The 15,652-nt window shown below is 36.4% G+C and carries 14 protein-coding genes and 1 pseudogene; all 15 read left to right on the top strand.

Annotated features, from left to right (window positions below):
• Positions 1–4 precede the first annotated feature (4 nt).
• Positions 5–2,977, top strand: coding sequence for an insulinase family protein (locus HMPREF0381_RS11925; protein ID WP_008752242.1), 2,973 nt, complete (start codon positions 5–7; stop codon positions 2,975–2,977).
• A gap of 11 nt (positions 2,978–2,988) precedes the next feature.
• Positions 2,989–3,888, top strand: a complete 900-nt coding sequence (era, locus tag HMPREF0381_RS11920) for a GTPase Era (RefSeq protein WP_008753772.1) — start codon at positions 2,989–2,991, stop codon at positions 3,886–3,888.
• A complete protein-coding gene (recO, locus tag HMPREF0381_RS11915; RefSeq protein WP_008752240.1) occupies positions 3,885–4,529 on the top strand; it encodes a DNA repair protein RecO in 645 nt (214 codons plus the stop codon). Before era ends, recO begins: the two co-directional genes overlap by 4 nt.
• A 150-nt stretch (positions 4,530–4,679) precedes the next feature.
• Positions 4,680–6,014 carry an NADP-specific glutamate dehydrogenase gene (gene gdhA, locus HMPREF0381_RS11910; protein ID WP_008753796.1) on the top strand — a complete coding sequence of 445 codons (1,335 nt, stop codon included), beginning with the start codon at positions 4,680–4,682 and terminating at the stop codon, positions 6,012–6,014.
• 172 nt (positions 6,015–6,186) lie between these two features.
• Complete coding sequence (gene sufC, locus HMPREF0381_RS11905; RefSeq protein ID WP_008752238.1) at positions 6,187–6,945, top strand: Fe-S cluster assembly ATPase SufC; 759 nt, start codon at positions 6,187–6,189, stop codon at positions 6,943–6,945.
• Positions 6,945–8,351: a Fe-S cluster assembly protein SufB gene (sufB, locus tag HMPREF0381_RS11900; RefSeq protein WP_034772807.1), complete on the top strand. Its 1,407-nt coding sequence runs from the start codon at positions 6,945–6,947 to the stop codon at positions 8,349–8,351. Before sufC ends, sufB begins: the two co-directional genes overlap by 1 nt.
• Positions 8,351–9,418, top strand: coding sequence for a SufB/SufD family protein (locus HMPREF0381_RS11895; protein WP_008752236.1), 1,068 nt, complete (start codon positions 8,351–8,353; stop codon positions 9,416–9,418). The genes sufB and HMPREF0381_RS11895 overlap by 1 nt, the downstream gene beginning before the upstream one ends.
• On the top strand, positions 9,399–10,616 hold the full coding sequence (locus HMPREF0381_RS11890; protein WP_008752235.1) for an aminotransferase class V-fold PLP-dependent enzyme: 1,218 nt from the start codon (positions 9,399–9,401) through the stop codon (positions 10,614–10,616). Before HMPREF0381_RS11895 ends, HMPREF0381_RS11890 begins: the two co-directional genes overlap by 20 nt.
• Positions 10,609–11,034: a Fe-S cluster assembly sulfur transfer protein SufU gene (sufU, locus tag HMPREF0381_RS11885; RefSeq protein WP_008752234.1), complete on the top strand. Its 426-nt coding sequence runs from the start codon at positions 10,609–10,611 to the stop codon at positions 11,032–11,034. The genes HMPREF0381_RS11890 and sufU overlap by 8 nt, the downstream gene beginning before the upstream one ends.
• 164 nt (positions 11,035–11,198) lie before the next feature.
• A complete protein-coding gene (locus HMPREF0381_RS11880; protein WP_008752233.1) occupies positions 11,199–12,203 on the top strand; it encodes a hypothetical protein in 1,005 nt (334 codons plus the stop codon).
• A 15-nt stretch (positions 12,204–12,218) separates the two neighbouring features.
• Positions 12,219–13,250, top strand: a complete 1,032-nt coding sequence (locus HMPREF0381_RS11875) for a hypothetical protein (RefSeq protein WP_008752232.1) — start codon at positions 12,219–12,221, stop codon at positions 13,248–13,250.
• 31 nt (positions 13,251–13,281) lie between these two features.
• Entirely contained in the window at positions 13,282–13,728 is a 447-nt protein-coding gene (locus HMPREF0381_RS11870; RefSeq protein ID WP_008752231.1) for a hypothetical protein, read from the top strand.
• A 228-nt stretch (positions 13,729–13,956) separates the two neighbouring features.
• Entirely contained in the window at positions 13,957–14,547 is a 591-nt protein-coding gene (locus tag HMPREF0381_RS11865; RefSeq protein WP_008752229.1) for a hypothetical protein, read from the top strand.
• A gap of 78 nt (positions 14,548–14,625) precedes the next feature.
• A pseudogene (locus tag HMPREF0381_RS16105) lies at positions 14,626–14,715 on the top strand (IS200/IS605 family transposase); the annotation flags it as partial.
• A 70-nt stretch (positions 14,716–14,785) separates the two neighbouring features.
• A partial coding sequence (locus HMPREF0381_RS11860; RefSeq protein WP_008752228.1) for an RNA-guided endonuclease TnpB family protein occupies positions 14,786–15,652 on the top strand: 867 nt, incomplete at its 3' end.

Here is a 15,652-nt window from a genome sequence, read left to right as displayed (position 1 = left end):
TAAATTGAAAGTTTACAATATTGAAGAACAGGTAAATAAAATAAAAAAACTGTCTACATATAATGTAGCGGATATTACAGATATTGATGAATTAAGTGCAAAAGCGGTTATATTGGAGCATAAAAAAACAAAGGCAAGAATTTTTGCATTGCTTACCGATGACAATAACAAGGTATTTACTATAGGTTTCAGAACCCCTTCAAAGGATTCTACAGGAGTGGCACATATTTTGGAACATTCGGTGCTTTGCGGTTCAAAGAAATTCCCGGCAAAAGATCCTTTTGTAGAGCTTGTAAAGGGTTCACTAAATACCTTTCTTAATGCTATCACATATCCGGATAAGACTGTTTATCCCATTGCATCCTGCAATGACAAGGATTTTGACAATCTTATGGAAGTATATCTGGATGCGGTATTTTATCCGAATGTATATACCGAACCGAAGATATTTATGCAGGAAGGATGGCACTATGAATTAGTGGATGATAAGGGCAGCCCTGATAAGAACGGAGAAGTTATTCTAAACGGTGTAGTATATAATGAGATGAAAGGAGCCTTTTCATCTGCCGACAGTGTACTTGAAAGGTCCATTACAAAGACACTATTTGAAGGACATTCATATGGAGAGGAGTCGGGCGGAGACCCTGATATTATCCCTACTTTGACATATGAGAATTTTTTGGATATGCATTCAAAGTACTACCATCCGTCAAATTCATATATTTATCTGTATGGAGATATGGATATGGCAAATAAACTTGACCGGATAGACAGGGAATATCTAAGTAAGTTTGAATACAAGTTTGTGGATTCAAAGATAGAGGAAGTAAAACCGCTTGAGAAGATGAAAGAAAGAAACTTCGAGTATCCTATTACTGAAAGCCAGAACGAGGAAAATGCGACTTATCTTTCATGGAATACACTTGTAGGCGGTGAGCTTGATCCGACAGTATATATGGGCTTTCAGATACTTGAGTATGTACTGATAGATGCGCCTGGGGCACCTCTTATGCAGGCACTTATAGATGCCGGTATAGGTGAGGATGTATACGGAGGATATGCCAACGGTATATCGGTACCGTATTTCGGTGTAACTGCAAAGAACAGCAATCTTGACAGAAAGTCCGAGTTTTTGGCTGTCATAGGTGGTACTCTAAGAAAGCTTGCAGATGAAGGGCTTGATAAAGAGGCTATAAAAGCTGCTATCAATGTATTTGAGTTTAGAGCAAGAGAAGCCGACTACGGATCATATCCTAAGGGGCTTATGTACGGTCTTTCAAGCTTTGATTCATGGCTGTATGATGCGGACCCGACAATGCATCTTAGATTTGAAAATATCTTTAAGACACTTAGAGATGAAGTTGAAAAGGGGTATTTTGAAGACCTGATAGAAAAATACCTGCTTGACAATAAGAATACCGCAATAGTCACAATGACACCGAAAAAGGGTCTTACTACAAAAAAAGATAATGAACTTAAAGAAAAGCTTGCCGATTTCAGGGCTAGATTATCTAAGGAGGAGCTTAGAAAGATATATGATGATACTGTAGCACTGAAAAAGTATCAGTCTGAACCGTCAAGCGAAGAAGCACTGCTTAAGATTCCTCTGCTTAGCAGAGATGATATAAGCACAGAAGTGAAGATGCCAAAGTTTGAAGAAGACAGTGTGAAAGTTTGCAAAAAGAATATAAAGGTGGTACATTCCAAAGTATTTACAGCAGGTATCAACTATATGAAGTTTATTTTCAATATTGATTTTGCGAATGAGGAAGAAATAAAGTACCTTGCACTGTTAAAGGAAATACTTGGATATATTGATACGAAAAAAGAGACATATGCATCACTGGCTACCAATGTAAACTTAAATTCAGGCGGTATATCATACTCACTTGAGGCATATGCCACCAATGCAAACCCTATTGATTTTACATTCGGATTTTGTGTCAACTCAAAGATTTTGTACGGCAAAGAGCCTTGGCTGTATTCAATAGTGGCTGAAGTACTTACAACATCAAAGCTTGAAGATAAGAAAAGAATCAAGGATATAATAGCTGAAGTACTGGCAGGTAAAGACAGATTGGTATCATCCGGACATATGACTGCACTTACCAGAGCAGGTTCATATATTTCAAAGGAGTTGCTTTTCAATGATTTGACAAAGGGTATTGAATATCTTAAATTCCTTGAGTCAATTGACCTTGAAAAAGACTTTGATAAGCTCTACGAAAAATTAAGTGAACTGTCAAAGAAGACATTCAATATAAATAATCTTTTGATACATACAATATGTGATGACAAAGGATATAAGCATACATTTGACGGTATTGAAGATTTTGCAAACAGCCTTGAAAAAAGTGATGCTCCTGATAAAAAATCAAGTCTGACAACGGAGATAAAAAATGAGGGCTTTGAAACTTCATCAATGGTAAACTATGTCGCCAGATTCGGTAACTTTGTAAATCATGGCTTCAAATATACAGGAGTACTTAGAGTGTTTAAAGTACTGTTAAGTTATGACTACCTATGGAACAATATAAGAGTAAAGGGTGGTGCCTATGGCTGTAGTGCTGTTTTTTCACGAAGCGGAAATGCAGGCTTTGTATCATTTCGTGACCCGAATGTAGCCAATACAAACAAAATATATGAGGGTATAGTGGACTATGCAAAGAACTTTACCGCCGGTGACAGAGAGATGACCAAGTCTGTAATAGGTGCTATAAGTGAAATGGATATACCGCTTACACCTGCCAGAGAGGGTATGAAGGGGCTGAGTGCATATTACTCAAAGGTAAGACATGAGGATATGCAAAAGGAAAGAGAAGAGGTATTAAATACAAGTGAAGCCGATATCAGAAGCTTGGCTCCTTTACTTGAGGCGGTACTTAGTGATAAGCTTATCTGTGCTGTCGGAAATGAAGACTTGATAGAAAAGGATAAGAAACTTTTCAAAGAGGTAAAACATCTGTTTAAGGATTGATAGGAGAATATATGAAATCAGGTTTTGTTGCCCTTATAGGGAGACCGAATGTAGGAAAATCAACATTGATGAATACGCTGATAGGGCAAAAGATAGCTATTACATCAAGCAAGCCACAGACTACAAGAAACAGAATACAGACTGTATTCACAGATGAGAGAGGTCAGATAGTATTCCTTGATACTCCGGGTATACATAAGGCAAAGAATAAGCTTGGAGAGTACATGGTAAAGGTCTCTACAAGAACCTTGCGTGATGTGGATTTAGTGCTTTGGCTGGTAGAGCCGGGTACCTTTATAGGTGAGGGTGATGAGCATATATTTGAGATACTTTCAGATGTAGAGGTACCGGTAATTCTTGCCGTCAACAAGGTGGATTCACTGAAACAAAAAGATGATATACTTGAGGTGATAGCAAAGTATTCATCTAAGATGAATTTTGCCGATATAGTGCCGGTATCCGCACTAAAGGGAACAAATACAGATGAATTGCTGAAGGTTATATTCAAATACTTATCTGAGGGGCCGATGTATTATGATGAAGATACGGTTACAGACCAGCCGATAAAGCAGATAGCATCGGAACTTATCAGAGAAAAGGCACTTAAGTTTTTACAGGATGAGATACCGCATGGTATTGCTGTGGAGATAGATACATGGAGCTACAGAAAAGGCGGCGGTATGGTAGATATAGAGGCTGCTGTTGTATGTGAAAAGGACTCACATAAAGGTATCATTATAGGTAAAGGTGGCGGTATGCTGAAGAAAATAGGCAGTGCTGCCAGAAAAGATATAGAGAACTTACTTGAGTGCAAGGTAAATTTGAAATTGTGGGTAAAGGTAAGACCGAAGTGGAGAGATTCAGATGTACAGATGAAAAACTTCGGTTACAATCCGAAGGATATAATGTGAGAGATAATATAGAATTGACAGGCATTGTAATAAAATCAATGCCTGTCGGCGATTTTGACAGAAGAGTTACTATATTTACCAAAGAAAGAGGCAAAATCTATGCCTTTGCAAAAGGAGCCAGAAGGATAAACAACCAGATGATGGGTTATGCCAGGATATTTGCCTATGGCAAGTTTAAGCTGTATGAGGGCAGAGACTCCTACAATATTATAAGTGCCGATATAGCCAACTACTTTGAAGAAATAAGTGATGACATTGAAAGTACATGCTACGGTACATATTTTTTGGAGATGCTTGACTACTATACCAAAGAAGCACTTGTAGATATGGAGAGCTTGAAGCTTATATATTATACTTTGCTTGCTCTTACCAAAAAATCTATTCCAAACAGACTGGTAAGAAGAATATTTGAGTTAAAAATTATGGCTTTAAACAGTGACTATAACCCAAGCCCGAAGATGAAGGATAAAACCGCAATATATACATGGGAATATATCATTTGCACAAGACCTGAGAAGCTTTTTACCTTTGTAATAACGGAACAGGCACTGTCTGAAATAGAAAAGACTCTGGATCTTATGATGAAAAAGTATATTGACAGAAAATTCCATTCTTTAGAAATTTTACAGGATATTGTATAAAACATATTTTAAATACTATTGACATTTGAAAAATATCTGATAGAATGACTTGTGTTCGGCAAAGACGCTTAGATAGGGAGTCTTTGCCTTTTTTTGTGAACAGTTTGTATGTTGAACTGTCAAAGTATAGAAAGCCTCGGAGGTATATTTATGTCATATGTAGAAGAGATTTTAGAAAAAGTTGTAGCTGCAAACCCGAATGAACCTGAGTTTCATCAGGCGGTGAAGGAAGTTTTGGAGTCATTGAAGGTAGTTGTAGACGCTAATGAGGAAGTTTACAGAAAGAACGGTATATTGGAGAGACTTGTAGAACCTGAGAGAATCATTTCATTCAGAGTTCCATGGGTAGATGATAAGGGGAATGTACAGGTAAACAAAGGATATCGTGTACAGTTCAACAACTCAATAGGTGCTTATAAGGGCGGACTTCGTTTCCATCCTACAGTTAACCAATCTATTTTAAAGTTCCTGGGATTTGAGCAGGTGCTTAAGAATTCACTTACAGGTCTTCCTATGGGCGGAGGAAAAGGCGGTTCAAACTTTGATCCTAAGGGAAAATCAGACAGAGAAGTGATGGCATTTTGCCAAAGCTTTATGAGTGAACTTTATAAACATATAGGAAAAGACACGGATGTACCGGCAGGAGATATCGGTGTAGGGGCAAGAGAGATAGGTTATCTCTTCGGTCAGTATAAGAGACTTTCAACATTATTTGAGGGTGTGCTTACAGGTAAAGGTATTCCGTTTGGCGGTTCTCTTGCAAGAACAGAGGCTACAGGCTACGGTCTTGTATATATTCTTGATGAGATGCTTAAGGCAAACAATAAGGAACTTAAAGGAAAGACTGTAGTAGTTACAGGTTCAGGAAATGTTGCAATCTATGCAATACAAAAGGCACAGCAGCTTGGAGCAAAGGTGGTGGCACTTTGTGATTCAAACGGTTATATATATGATGAGAACGGTATACAGGTAGATATTGTTAAGGATATCAAGGAAGTTAAGAGACAGAGAATCTCAGAGTATGCAAACAGAGTACCTTCTGCAAAGTATACACAAGGAAAAGGAATCTGGAATATCAAATGTGATATCTATCTTCCATGTGCTACTCAAAACGAGCTTGACCTTGACGGTGCAAAGGCACTTGTAGAGGGCGGATGTTTTGCCGTAGCGGAAGGTGCAAATATGCCTACAACACTTGAAGCTACAAAGTATCTTCAGGATAACGGTGTGCTGTTTATGCCCGGTAAGGCTTCAAATGCAGGCGGCGTATCTGTTTCAGGCCTTGAGCAGAGCCAGAATGCTATGAGACTTTCATGGACATTTGAGGAAGTTGATGAGAAGCTTAAAGGCATCATGAAGGATATCTTTAAAAAGGTGGATGATGCAGCCAAGAGATATAATCAGGCAGGCAACTATGTGGCAGGTGCAAATATTGCCGGATTTGAGAAGGTTGCAAATGCAATGATTGCACAGGGTATTGTATAATATATTGTACAAAATTAAATACATAAGCATTTAAAAGCCCTTTTATGAGGGCTTTTTTTTAATTCCTATTGACTTACTGGGAATTAAGCTTTAAAATTCCATTATGCAAGTAACAGAGATAGATCTGTTACAAGATTACCCATGCTCATGGGATAAGTGAAAGGAAAGATCGATGTCATTATTAAATGTAAATAATTTAACAGTTTCCATAGAAGATGATGAGAATTTAAAGGAGATTCTTCATGGAGTAAATATAGAAATAAAAAAGGGTGAGACACATGTACTGATGGGACCGAACGGAGCCGGCAAGTCAACTCTAGGCTATGCACTGATGGGCAACCCGAGGTATATTACAAACGGTGGAGAAATTATATTTGACGGAAAGAATATAGTTGATGAGTCGGCAGATAAGCGTGCAAAGGCGGGAATGTTTTTATCATTCCAAAATCCGCTTGAGGTACCGGGACTTCCTCTAAGCAGCTTTATAAGAAATGCGGTAGAGGCTGTTTCGGGCAAGAGAGTAAGGATGATGCAGTTCAAAAAAGAACTTGAAAAGAACATGGAAGTCTTAAATATGGACAAGGACTATGCCAACAGAGCTTTGAATGTAGGCTTTTCAGGCGGTGAGAAGAAAAAAGCCGAGATTTTGCAGCTTCTTATGCTTTCACCAAAGCTTGCAATACTTGATGAGACGGATTCGGGACTTGATGTGGATGCTGTAAGAACAGTTTCAGAAGGTGTTAAGGAATATCAAAAGAGAAAAGACGGTGCTCTTCTTATAATCACTCACAGTACCAGAATACTTGAGTCATTAAAAGTTGACTATACACATATTATGGTGGAAGGAAGAATCATAAAGACAGGGGATGCTTCCTTAGTTGACGAAATCAATGAGAACGGATTTGAAAAGTATATTCAGGAGAGCAAATGATGAAGGAAAAGACATATGTAGAAGACATCAACAGGAGCATTTATGACTTTAGAAATGAAGATACAGACAACTTCAAGATAGCCGCAGGTCTTACACCTGAACTTGTATCTCAGATTTCAAAAGAAAAGAATGATCCTGCATGGATGCAGAATTTCAGATTACAGGCATTACAAATATATAATCAGATGGAAGTTCCGCCATGGGGTCCGTCTATAGAAGGTCTTGATATGGACAATATAGTTACCTATGTAAGACCGAATACAAATATGAAGACCAAGTGGTCGGATGTACCGGAGGAGATAAAGGATACATTTGAGAAGCTCGGTATTCCGCAGGCGGAAAGAAAGTCACTTGCAGGTGTAGGAGCACAGTATGATTCAGAGCTTGTATATCACAATGTAAGAGATGAAGTTTCACAGATGGGAGTTGTATATACCGACCTTGAAAGTGCGATGCATGGTGAATTTGCGGATATGATTCAGAAGCATTTTATGAAACTTGTAAAGCCGAATGACCATAAGTTTGCGGCATTACATGGTGCGGTGTGGTCAGGAGGTTCATTTGTATATGTGCCGAAGGGCGTACATCTGGATATTCCTTTGCAATCTTATTTCAGACTTAATGCAAAAGGAGCAGGACAGTTTGAGCATACACTTATTATAGTGGAAGAGGGCGCAGACCTTCACTTTATAGAAGGATGTTCGGCACCGAAATACAATGTGGCAAATCTTCATGCAGGCTGTGTAGAGCTGTATGTAGGAAAGAATGCAAGACTTAGATATTCAACTATTGAGAACTGGTCAAAAAATATGTACAATCTCAATACAAAGAGGGCTGTAGTGGAAGAAGGCGGAAGAATTGAGTGGGTATCAGGTTCATTCGGTTCACATGTATCATATCTTTACCCTATGAGTATACTAAAGGGTAGAGGTGCAAGAATGGAGTTTACCGGAATCACATTTGCAGGTGAAGGACAAAATCTTGATACAGGTTCAAAAGTAGTACATGCGGCACCTGACACATCATCAGTTATAAGTACAAAATCAATATCAAAAGCAGGCGGCATATCCACATTCAGAAATGCTGTAGTAGTATCTGAAAAGGCAAAAAACTCAAAGTCGTCAGTATCCTGTGAGTCACTGATGCTTGATGATATATCACGCTCGGATACCGTACCGGCAATGGATATCAGATGTGCAGATGCGGATATAGGCCATGAGGCAAGGATAGGAAGGATCAGTGATGATGCCGTGTTCTATCTTATGAACCGCGGTATCAGTGAAGAAGATGCAAGAGCAATGATAGTAAGCGGATTTGCAGACAATGTATCTAAGGAGTTGCCTCTTGAGTATGCGGTAGAGATGAACAATCTTATTCAATTGGAGATGAAAGGAAGTATTGGTTAATGAAAGATATTATTTTAAATAAAATGCCGGTTCTTACCTGGAGATGGCTGAAGATGAATGAGACTGCTTTATCTGTTCCAAGTGAGACAAGTACCGCAAACATAAAAGTATTAAATGAAAATGCAAATAATGAGCTTTCAAATGAGAATATTGAAAAGATGACTTTGCTGCCTACAGGAATGGGTGAAAGTATGAGTGAACTTATGAGCGAAGGAAGCGAAAATATTATTATAAATACACTTGCAGGACAAGTTTCAAAAAATCATATAAGTATATGCAGAGATAAGGAAAACCTTGCAAAGGTAAGAGTATATATCTATGCGGCAAAAGACAGTGATGTAAGCGTGTGGATGGACTATGCTTCAAATGAAGAAAACAGCGGTGCTTTGGCTGTACAGACATTTGTCTTTGCACAAAATAATGCAAAGGTAAGGCTTTATCAGGCAGGATTACAGTCCGACGGTGATATTTCGCTAAATGATATCGGTGCAAGTGTGGATAAATATGCTTCATTTGAACTTGTACAACTTTTACTTGGCGGAAATAAAATCTTTGCAGGAGCCAGAACAAGTCTGGTAGGAAAAAGAAGTGAGTTCGAGTCCGAACTTGGATACTATGGCAAGGCAAAGGATCAGATAGATCTGAACTATGTGGCAGACCATATAGCAAAATCAAGCAAATCAAAAATGATAACATCGGGAGTGCTGAATGACAATTCAAGCAAGCTTCTTAGAGGTACGATAGATTTTAAACGAGGTGCAAAGGAAGCTGTCGGAGAAGAAAGTGAAGATGTACTGCTTTTAGGTCAGGATATACACAATCAAAGTATACCTATAATATTGTGTGCCGAGGAAGATGTGGTCGGAACACATGGTGCTTCAATCGGAAATCTTGATGAAGAGATGCTTTTCTACCTTACATCAAGGGGAATGGACAAGGAAAGTGTTACAAGGATGGTGGCAAGAGCGAGAATAGATGCTATAGGAAAAAAGCTTGAAAATGTGGCACTTGAAGAGAAGATAAATGTTTATCTGGGAGGTAGTGAAGATGAGCAAGAGCGTATATAGAGCCGACTTTCCGCTTTTAGATTCAAGTGATGTGATATATATGGACAGTGCGGCAACTTCACAAAGACCGCAGGTAGTAATTGATGCTATAGATGAGTTTTATAAGCGCCACAATGCCAATCCTTTAAGAGGAGTATATAAGTTGAGTGTGGAAGCCACACAGGACTATGAGAATGCCAGAACCAAGGTGGCAAAATTTATCAATGCTTCAGGCAGTGAAGAAATTATCTTTACAAGAAATGCGACAGAGAGCCTTAACCTTGTAGCCTACAGCTATGGCTTAAATAATATAAAAGCAGGTGACGAGATAGCGGTAAGCATACTTGAGCATCACTCCAATCTGCTTCCATGGCAGATGGTTGCAAGAGCTACAGGTGCAAAGCTTGTATTCCTTGACTGCGAGGAAGACGGTGAGATTACAAAGGCCGAGATAGACTCAAAAATTAACGGAAAGACAAAGATTGTGGCCTGCACACAGATTTCAAATGTACTCGGTATACCTACACCTATAGAGTATATTATTGAAAAAGCACACAGTGTGGGTGCCGTAGCGGTGGTAGACGGCGCACAGAGCATACCTCATAAGAAAATAGATGTAAAAGCATTAGATGCGGATTTCTTCGCATTCTCAGGCCACAAACTTTGCGGACCTATGGGTATAGGTGTACTCTATGGAAAGAAAGAGTTGCTTGATGCCATGCCTCCGTTTCTTAGCGGCGGTGAGATGATAGAGTATGTAAGCAGAGATACGGCAACATATGCAGAGCTTCCTCATAAATTTGAGGCCGGTACCGTAAATGCCGAAGGTGCGGTAGGTCTTGCGGCAGCTATTGATTATGTAGAAAGCATCGGCTATGACAAGATAGAGGCTATAGAAAGAGAATTAAGTGCATATGCCATTGAGACTCTTTCAAAGAATAAGTATGTAAGGATACTCGGTTCAAAGGATCCGGATAAACACAGTGGAATAATCAACTTTGTATTGGAGGGCGTGCATCCACATGATGTGTCTACAATCCTTGACTCAAAGGGTGTTGCGGTAAGGGCGGGTCATCACTGTGCACAACCGCTTTTACAGCATCTTAAGATAAATGCGACTACAAGAGCAAGTCTTTCTTTCTACAATACAAAAGAAGAGATAGATGCATTGTCAGCCGCTCTGTCGGATATAAGAAAGGAGATGGGATACGATGAGTGATAACAGAGCCTTTTATAATGAAATTCTGACAGAGCATAATCTAAGGCCGTATCATAAGCATGATTTGCCGGATGCAAACCTTGTACTTGACGGTATCAATCCAAGCTGTGGTGATCATATTACATTAAAACTTAAAGTAAATGATGAGGGCATCATAGAAGACGGTGCATTTGTAGGTGACGGCTGTGCTATCTCACAGGCTTCAGCCGATATTATGCTTGATATGATAATAGGGCTGAAAAAAGATGAGGCTATGAGACTTTCCGATATTTTCCTGCGAATGATAAAGGGAGAGGCAAGTGAAGAAGAGATAGAAGAACTTGACGAGGCGGGAGCCTTAAGAGATATCTCACATATGCCCGCCAGAGTAAAATGCGCAGTACTGGGCTGGCATACAATGGATGAGTTATTAAAATAAATATAAAAAGACAGGGATAAATAACCCTGTCTTTTTATGTGAAAAAATATTATTATAGTAGAAACAATGAAAGTAAATTCATAATAAATATTAACGGTTTACATTATTTATATAAAAAGTATAATAAGATTAGGCGTGAGTAAGTTTATTTTACAGGAGGCAGGATGAAAAGAGATATACAGATATCAGTAATATTGATATTTTCGCTTTGCATAGTAATTTATATAACAAACTGGAATAATTCTAAAGAAAATAGAAAATATAGAGAATTCCAAGAGAATGTAAGAGTACATGACCTTAAGAATGCAGAGGATCTACCGAATTATATAACTTGGGGTATAAAAAATAAATTCCGTGCAAGTGGGATAAGCAGTGATAAAAGATCTTATTATACAATACAGGATATTGACAGCGGTAGTGAAGAATCAGAAGTAACATATATGTTGACAGTTCCTGAAGAATACGCTGTAGAAGTGAACCTTGAGATGGTATCTAAAAGAGAATTAGACCTGACTGAAGGAAAGTCCGGAGATTTTGTCATAGAAAGAGAGATGGATGAATTTGTTGCTTCAGTATTTGATTTGGAAACCGGAGAGTTGTTAAATACTATATATATAGACAAAATATTTAAAATGCATGATTTGAATGTTATGCCGGTTGATTGTACCGGTTTTGCAACATGTAATTACAAGGATAAACCATGCCTGGCTTTTGATGTGAAAGACATAGCAACAACACTTGATGACGTATATGATAATTCAAAAAAGACAATATATATTGACCTTAAATCCGGTGAACTTTTTGAAGAAAAATATGAGGACTTGAGAATACAAATTGAAAATAAAAATAAGGATAATTTTGTTCTTATGAAAAAAATCAACAGTCTTATGGCAGAAAATAAAAGAAATTCTGATTCACATAGCAGTGAGGAAAGATATTCAGTAGAAAATTTGGGGTTTTGGGAAGGCTATAGAAAGATACATCTGACAGATGTATACAACACTATAGAAAATAATGAAAAAATAAACTATATGTTTCCTGATTTGAAGGAGAACTATAAAAAAATAAGTGATGAGTATCATAAGGATTTTTCATTAGATATAGTACTTAGTGGAAATCCAAGTGATGATGAGATTATAGATATAATAGAGTCGGATATTTTAAAGTGAGAGGAGGCTGCATAAGTGGATGAACGAAAAGCTTATTTTATAATTTTTTTGATTGGTATAATAGTATGCCCTTGGTTTAACGGTAAGTTGGTCGAACCGTACAAAAGTTATTATATTGAGAGTAAAGATACCGGATATGTATCATGTGAGTCAGATAAAGAAGGTAATAACAGTTATGCTATCCAATTATATGACGACAAATATGATGACAGATATATAGTAAGTATTGATACTGATAATAACTACACATTTGATATTCATACGAAAGTAGGAGTAAAAATAATTAGAAAGCATACAGGTAATGATGCGCCGGATACATATTATGTTGAAAATAATGGATTTATAAAATTTACTGTAGATGTATATAATATAAAAACAGGTAGAAAAATAAGAACAATAGATATGAAAAATAAATTTGAAAGATTGGGTTTAGATAATATTCAACCGGATTCAGACCAAGAATTTTTTATAACGAAGTTCAATGGGAAAAACTTTGTTTGCTTTATGGTAAAAAATTTTGAATTCAGTGGAGACAGATACGCCGATAGTAGCAGAAGATTTTATTTATGCCTTGATGATATGAGTTTTTATGACGGAGAGCTTCCTAATGAAGTAGAATATTCAGATTCAAGTGAAAGTATAGAAGAATATATACCAATCAAAAAGCTATTACCTAAAAATCTAATTACTTTAAATATAGCTGTAAAAAACATGTTTAGAATAAATGATTCGATTTACGATGATAAAATTAGAATAATTACATCGGTGAGGAGTTTGCCATATAATAACGAAAAATTGTATGCAATGTTTCCTAAACTGAAAGATGAGGTAGCTTATCTTAAAAGAAAAAATATTTTTGCAAATATTATATTTGTTTTTCCGAAAGATATAAAAGCTGAGGATATACTGGAACTACTGAGTCCTGAAGGTCATAAGCTTGTGTTTGACGGCGTTATAGTAAAAGCGGAGGATTCTTATGACGGTTTTAATCATCAAGTGTACAGCATGGAAGAGTTAAGGAGATATATAAAATCCGGTAAAAATTAGATGATTAAGGAATGAAAAAGGAAGTCAGTGTATGAAAAAAGTTATATTTTTTATTGCATGTTTTGTATTGGTTATCTTATACCTTTATGTAAATAAGAATAATAGACCGGTATATGAATTTGAGGTAAAATACATTGAGTCAAATCTGCAAATAGACGGTGATATAAGTAACTATGATTCACTAAGAGATAAATTGACAGATGGTGAAATAAATGAAATACAAAGTTTGGGTTTTTCACCACAGGAGTTATCAGGTATGTATACTTCTTTGAAAGAATGTAATGAAGACGATTTTATCATAGAACTTGCAAACAAAAATTTTGATAAGGCATTTTTGAAAGTTCCAAAGAAGAAAGAAACCAAAGAGTTTATAGCGGAATATATTCTTAGATTAAGTATGGCGGATAATGATAATTTTGAGAAAGCATTAAACAGCATAATAAGACCTGTAATGAGAGAGGATTTAAAGAGCTGTTAAGAGTAGGGTGTGGTATTAAAAATCCTACTGTTGAGTTTGGAAATGTAGGTACCGAGGAGGATAAGGAACTTAGAAGAAAATTGTGGAGCGGTGGATGTAATATTTTAGAAGAACCGGGGAAAAAATTCGAGCAGATACATATCTTGGAAAACGAGTATGAGGATACCTCAAAATCAAGGATATCATTTATGGAGATATTGGGAAATTCAAACAATAAAGGGGAAATAAATGAAAAAAAATAAAATTTTTATCAGTATATTACTTTGCCTATGCTTATGTGCTTGTACTAAAAAAGCAGATAAGGTTGAGAGAGGAGGATATGATCTTACATATAAAACCGGTTATTATGCAAGTGAAATTAATGAGGATAACAATGCATTATATGTAATCTATTTATATAATGGAGTCGGTGATAATATGGGATGGGGAGGTGAGGATGATGATATAATTCCCAATAAATACGCTATAGATAATGACCTACAGGGAAGGTATTTGGATACTTTTTGGGATGAAAACGGAAACCCTTTGGGATTTAATTTAAAAACTACGGAGCTTGATAAATTTAATGTTGATATATATGATATTAAAACAGGGGAAAAGCTCAAAACAATAGATGTGAAAAGTATCTTTGATAATGATGATAATATAAAACCTGACAGACCATATAAAGCAATGGCATTAGAATATGACGGTATACCGTACATTATGGTGCGATCTGAAAAAACAAGCAAAGATATAGAAAATGGATATGAAGATAAGGGAAAGGCTGTATTTATCAATATTGAAGATGAAACATATTTTGAAATAATGCTACCTTAACCCACTGGCTTTAGACGGTGGATTAAGGTGGCAAAAATAGATATTTGTGATACAATAACCGGCGTTATGGGAGTATAGAAATCAAAGAATAGACACAAATATTTATTACAGTATCATATTATTTTTGTATGTAAGTACAGAAAAAAGCTTTTAGCATTAAAAGAAATGTATGCGATATTTCTGAAGAAATGTTAAAGCAATATATAAAAAATCAAGGGTAGAAAGGCGGGTGAGCTTAATGTTAAAGGCATATAGATATCGGATTTATCCAAACAAAGAACAAGAAATACAGTTAGTAAAGACATTTGGCTGTTGCCGTTTTGTGTATAATCAAACCCTTGCGTACAGAAAAGATGCTTATGAAAAAGAAAAAAAGTCTGTCAGTAAAACAGATTGTAATAATTATTGCAATAGAGAGCTGAAAAAAGTTTATGAATGGCTAAAAGAAGTAGATAAATTTGCTTTAACAAATGCAATTTATGATATGGATAATGCTTATCAAAAGTTTTTCAAAGAACATGCAGGTTATCCGAAGTTTAAGAGTAAGCACAGTAATCGTAAATCATATACAACCAATTTTACAAATGGGAATATAACTGTAGATTTTGATAGAGAAAGGATAAAGCTGCCAAAATTAAAAAGGGTAAAAATAAAATTACATAGAAAATTTTCAGGTCAGATAAAGGCTGCAACTATATCTAAGGTACCAAGCGGCAAGTACTATGTGTCTGTTCTTGTAGAAACTGAACATAGTCCGCTTGTAAAAACAAACGGGAAAATAGGATTGGATTTAGGAATAAAAGATTTATGTATCACATCAGATGGAAAGAAATATGAAAATCCGAAGACAATTAAAAAATATGAGAAAAAGCTTACAAAATTGCAAAGACAATTAGCAAATAAAACAAAGGGGAGTAGGAACTATCAGAAAAAAAGGAAACAAACAGCACTATACTATGAGAAAATAACTAATACAAGAAAAGATTATCTGCATAAGATTTCAAGTGAAATTATAAACGAAAACCAAGTGATAGTTTCGGAAAACTTACAGATAAAAAATATGGTGAAAAATCATAATTTAGCAAAATCTATAAGCGATGTATCG

This window comes from Lachnoanaerobaculum saburreum DSM 3986 (genome assembly GCF_000185385.1).
In the GTDB taxonomy this organism is placed as follows: Bacteria; Bacillota; Clostridia; order Lachnospirales; family Lachnospiraceae; genus Lachnoanaerobaculum; species Lachnoanaerobaculum saburreum.
The sequence above is the reverse complement of the archived record's forward strand: the minus strand, read 5'-3'. Positions and strand labels throughout refer to the sequence as shown.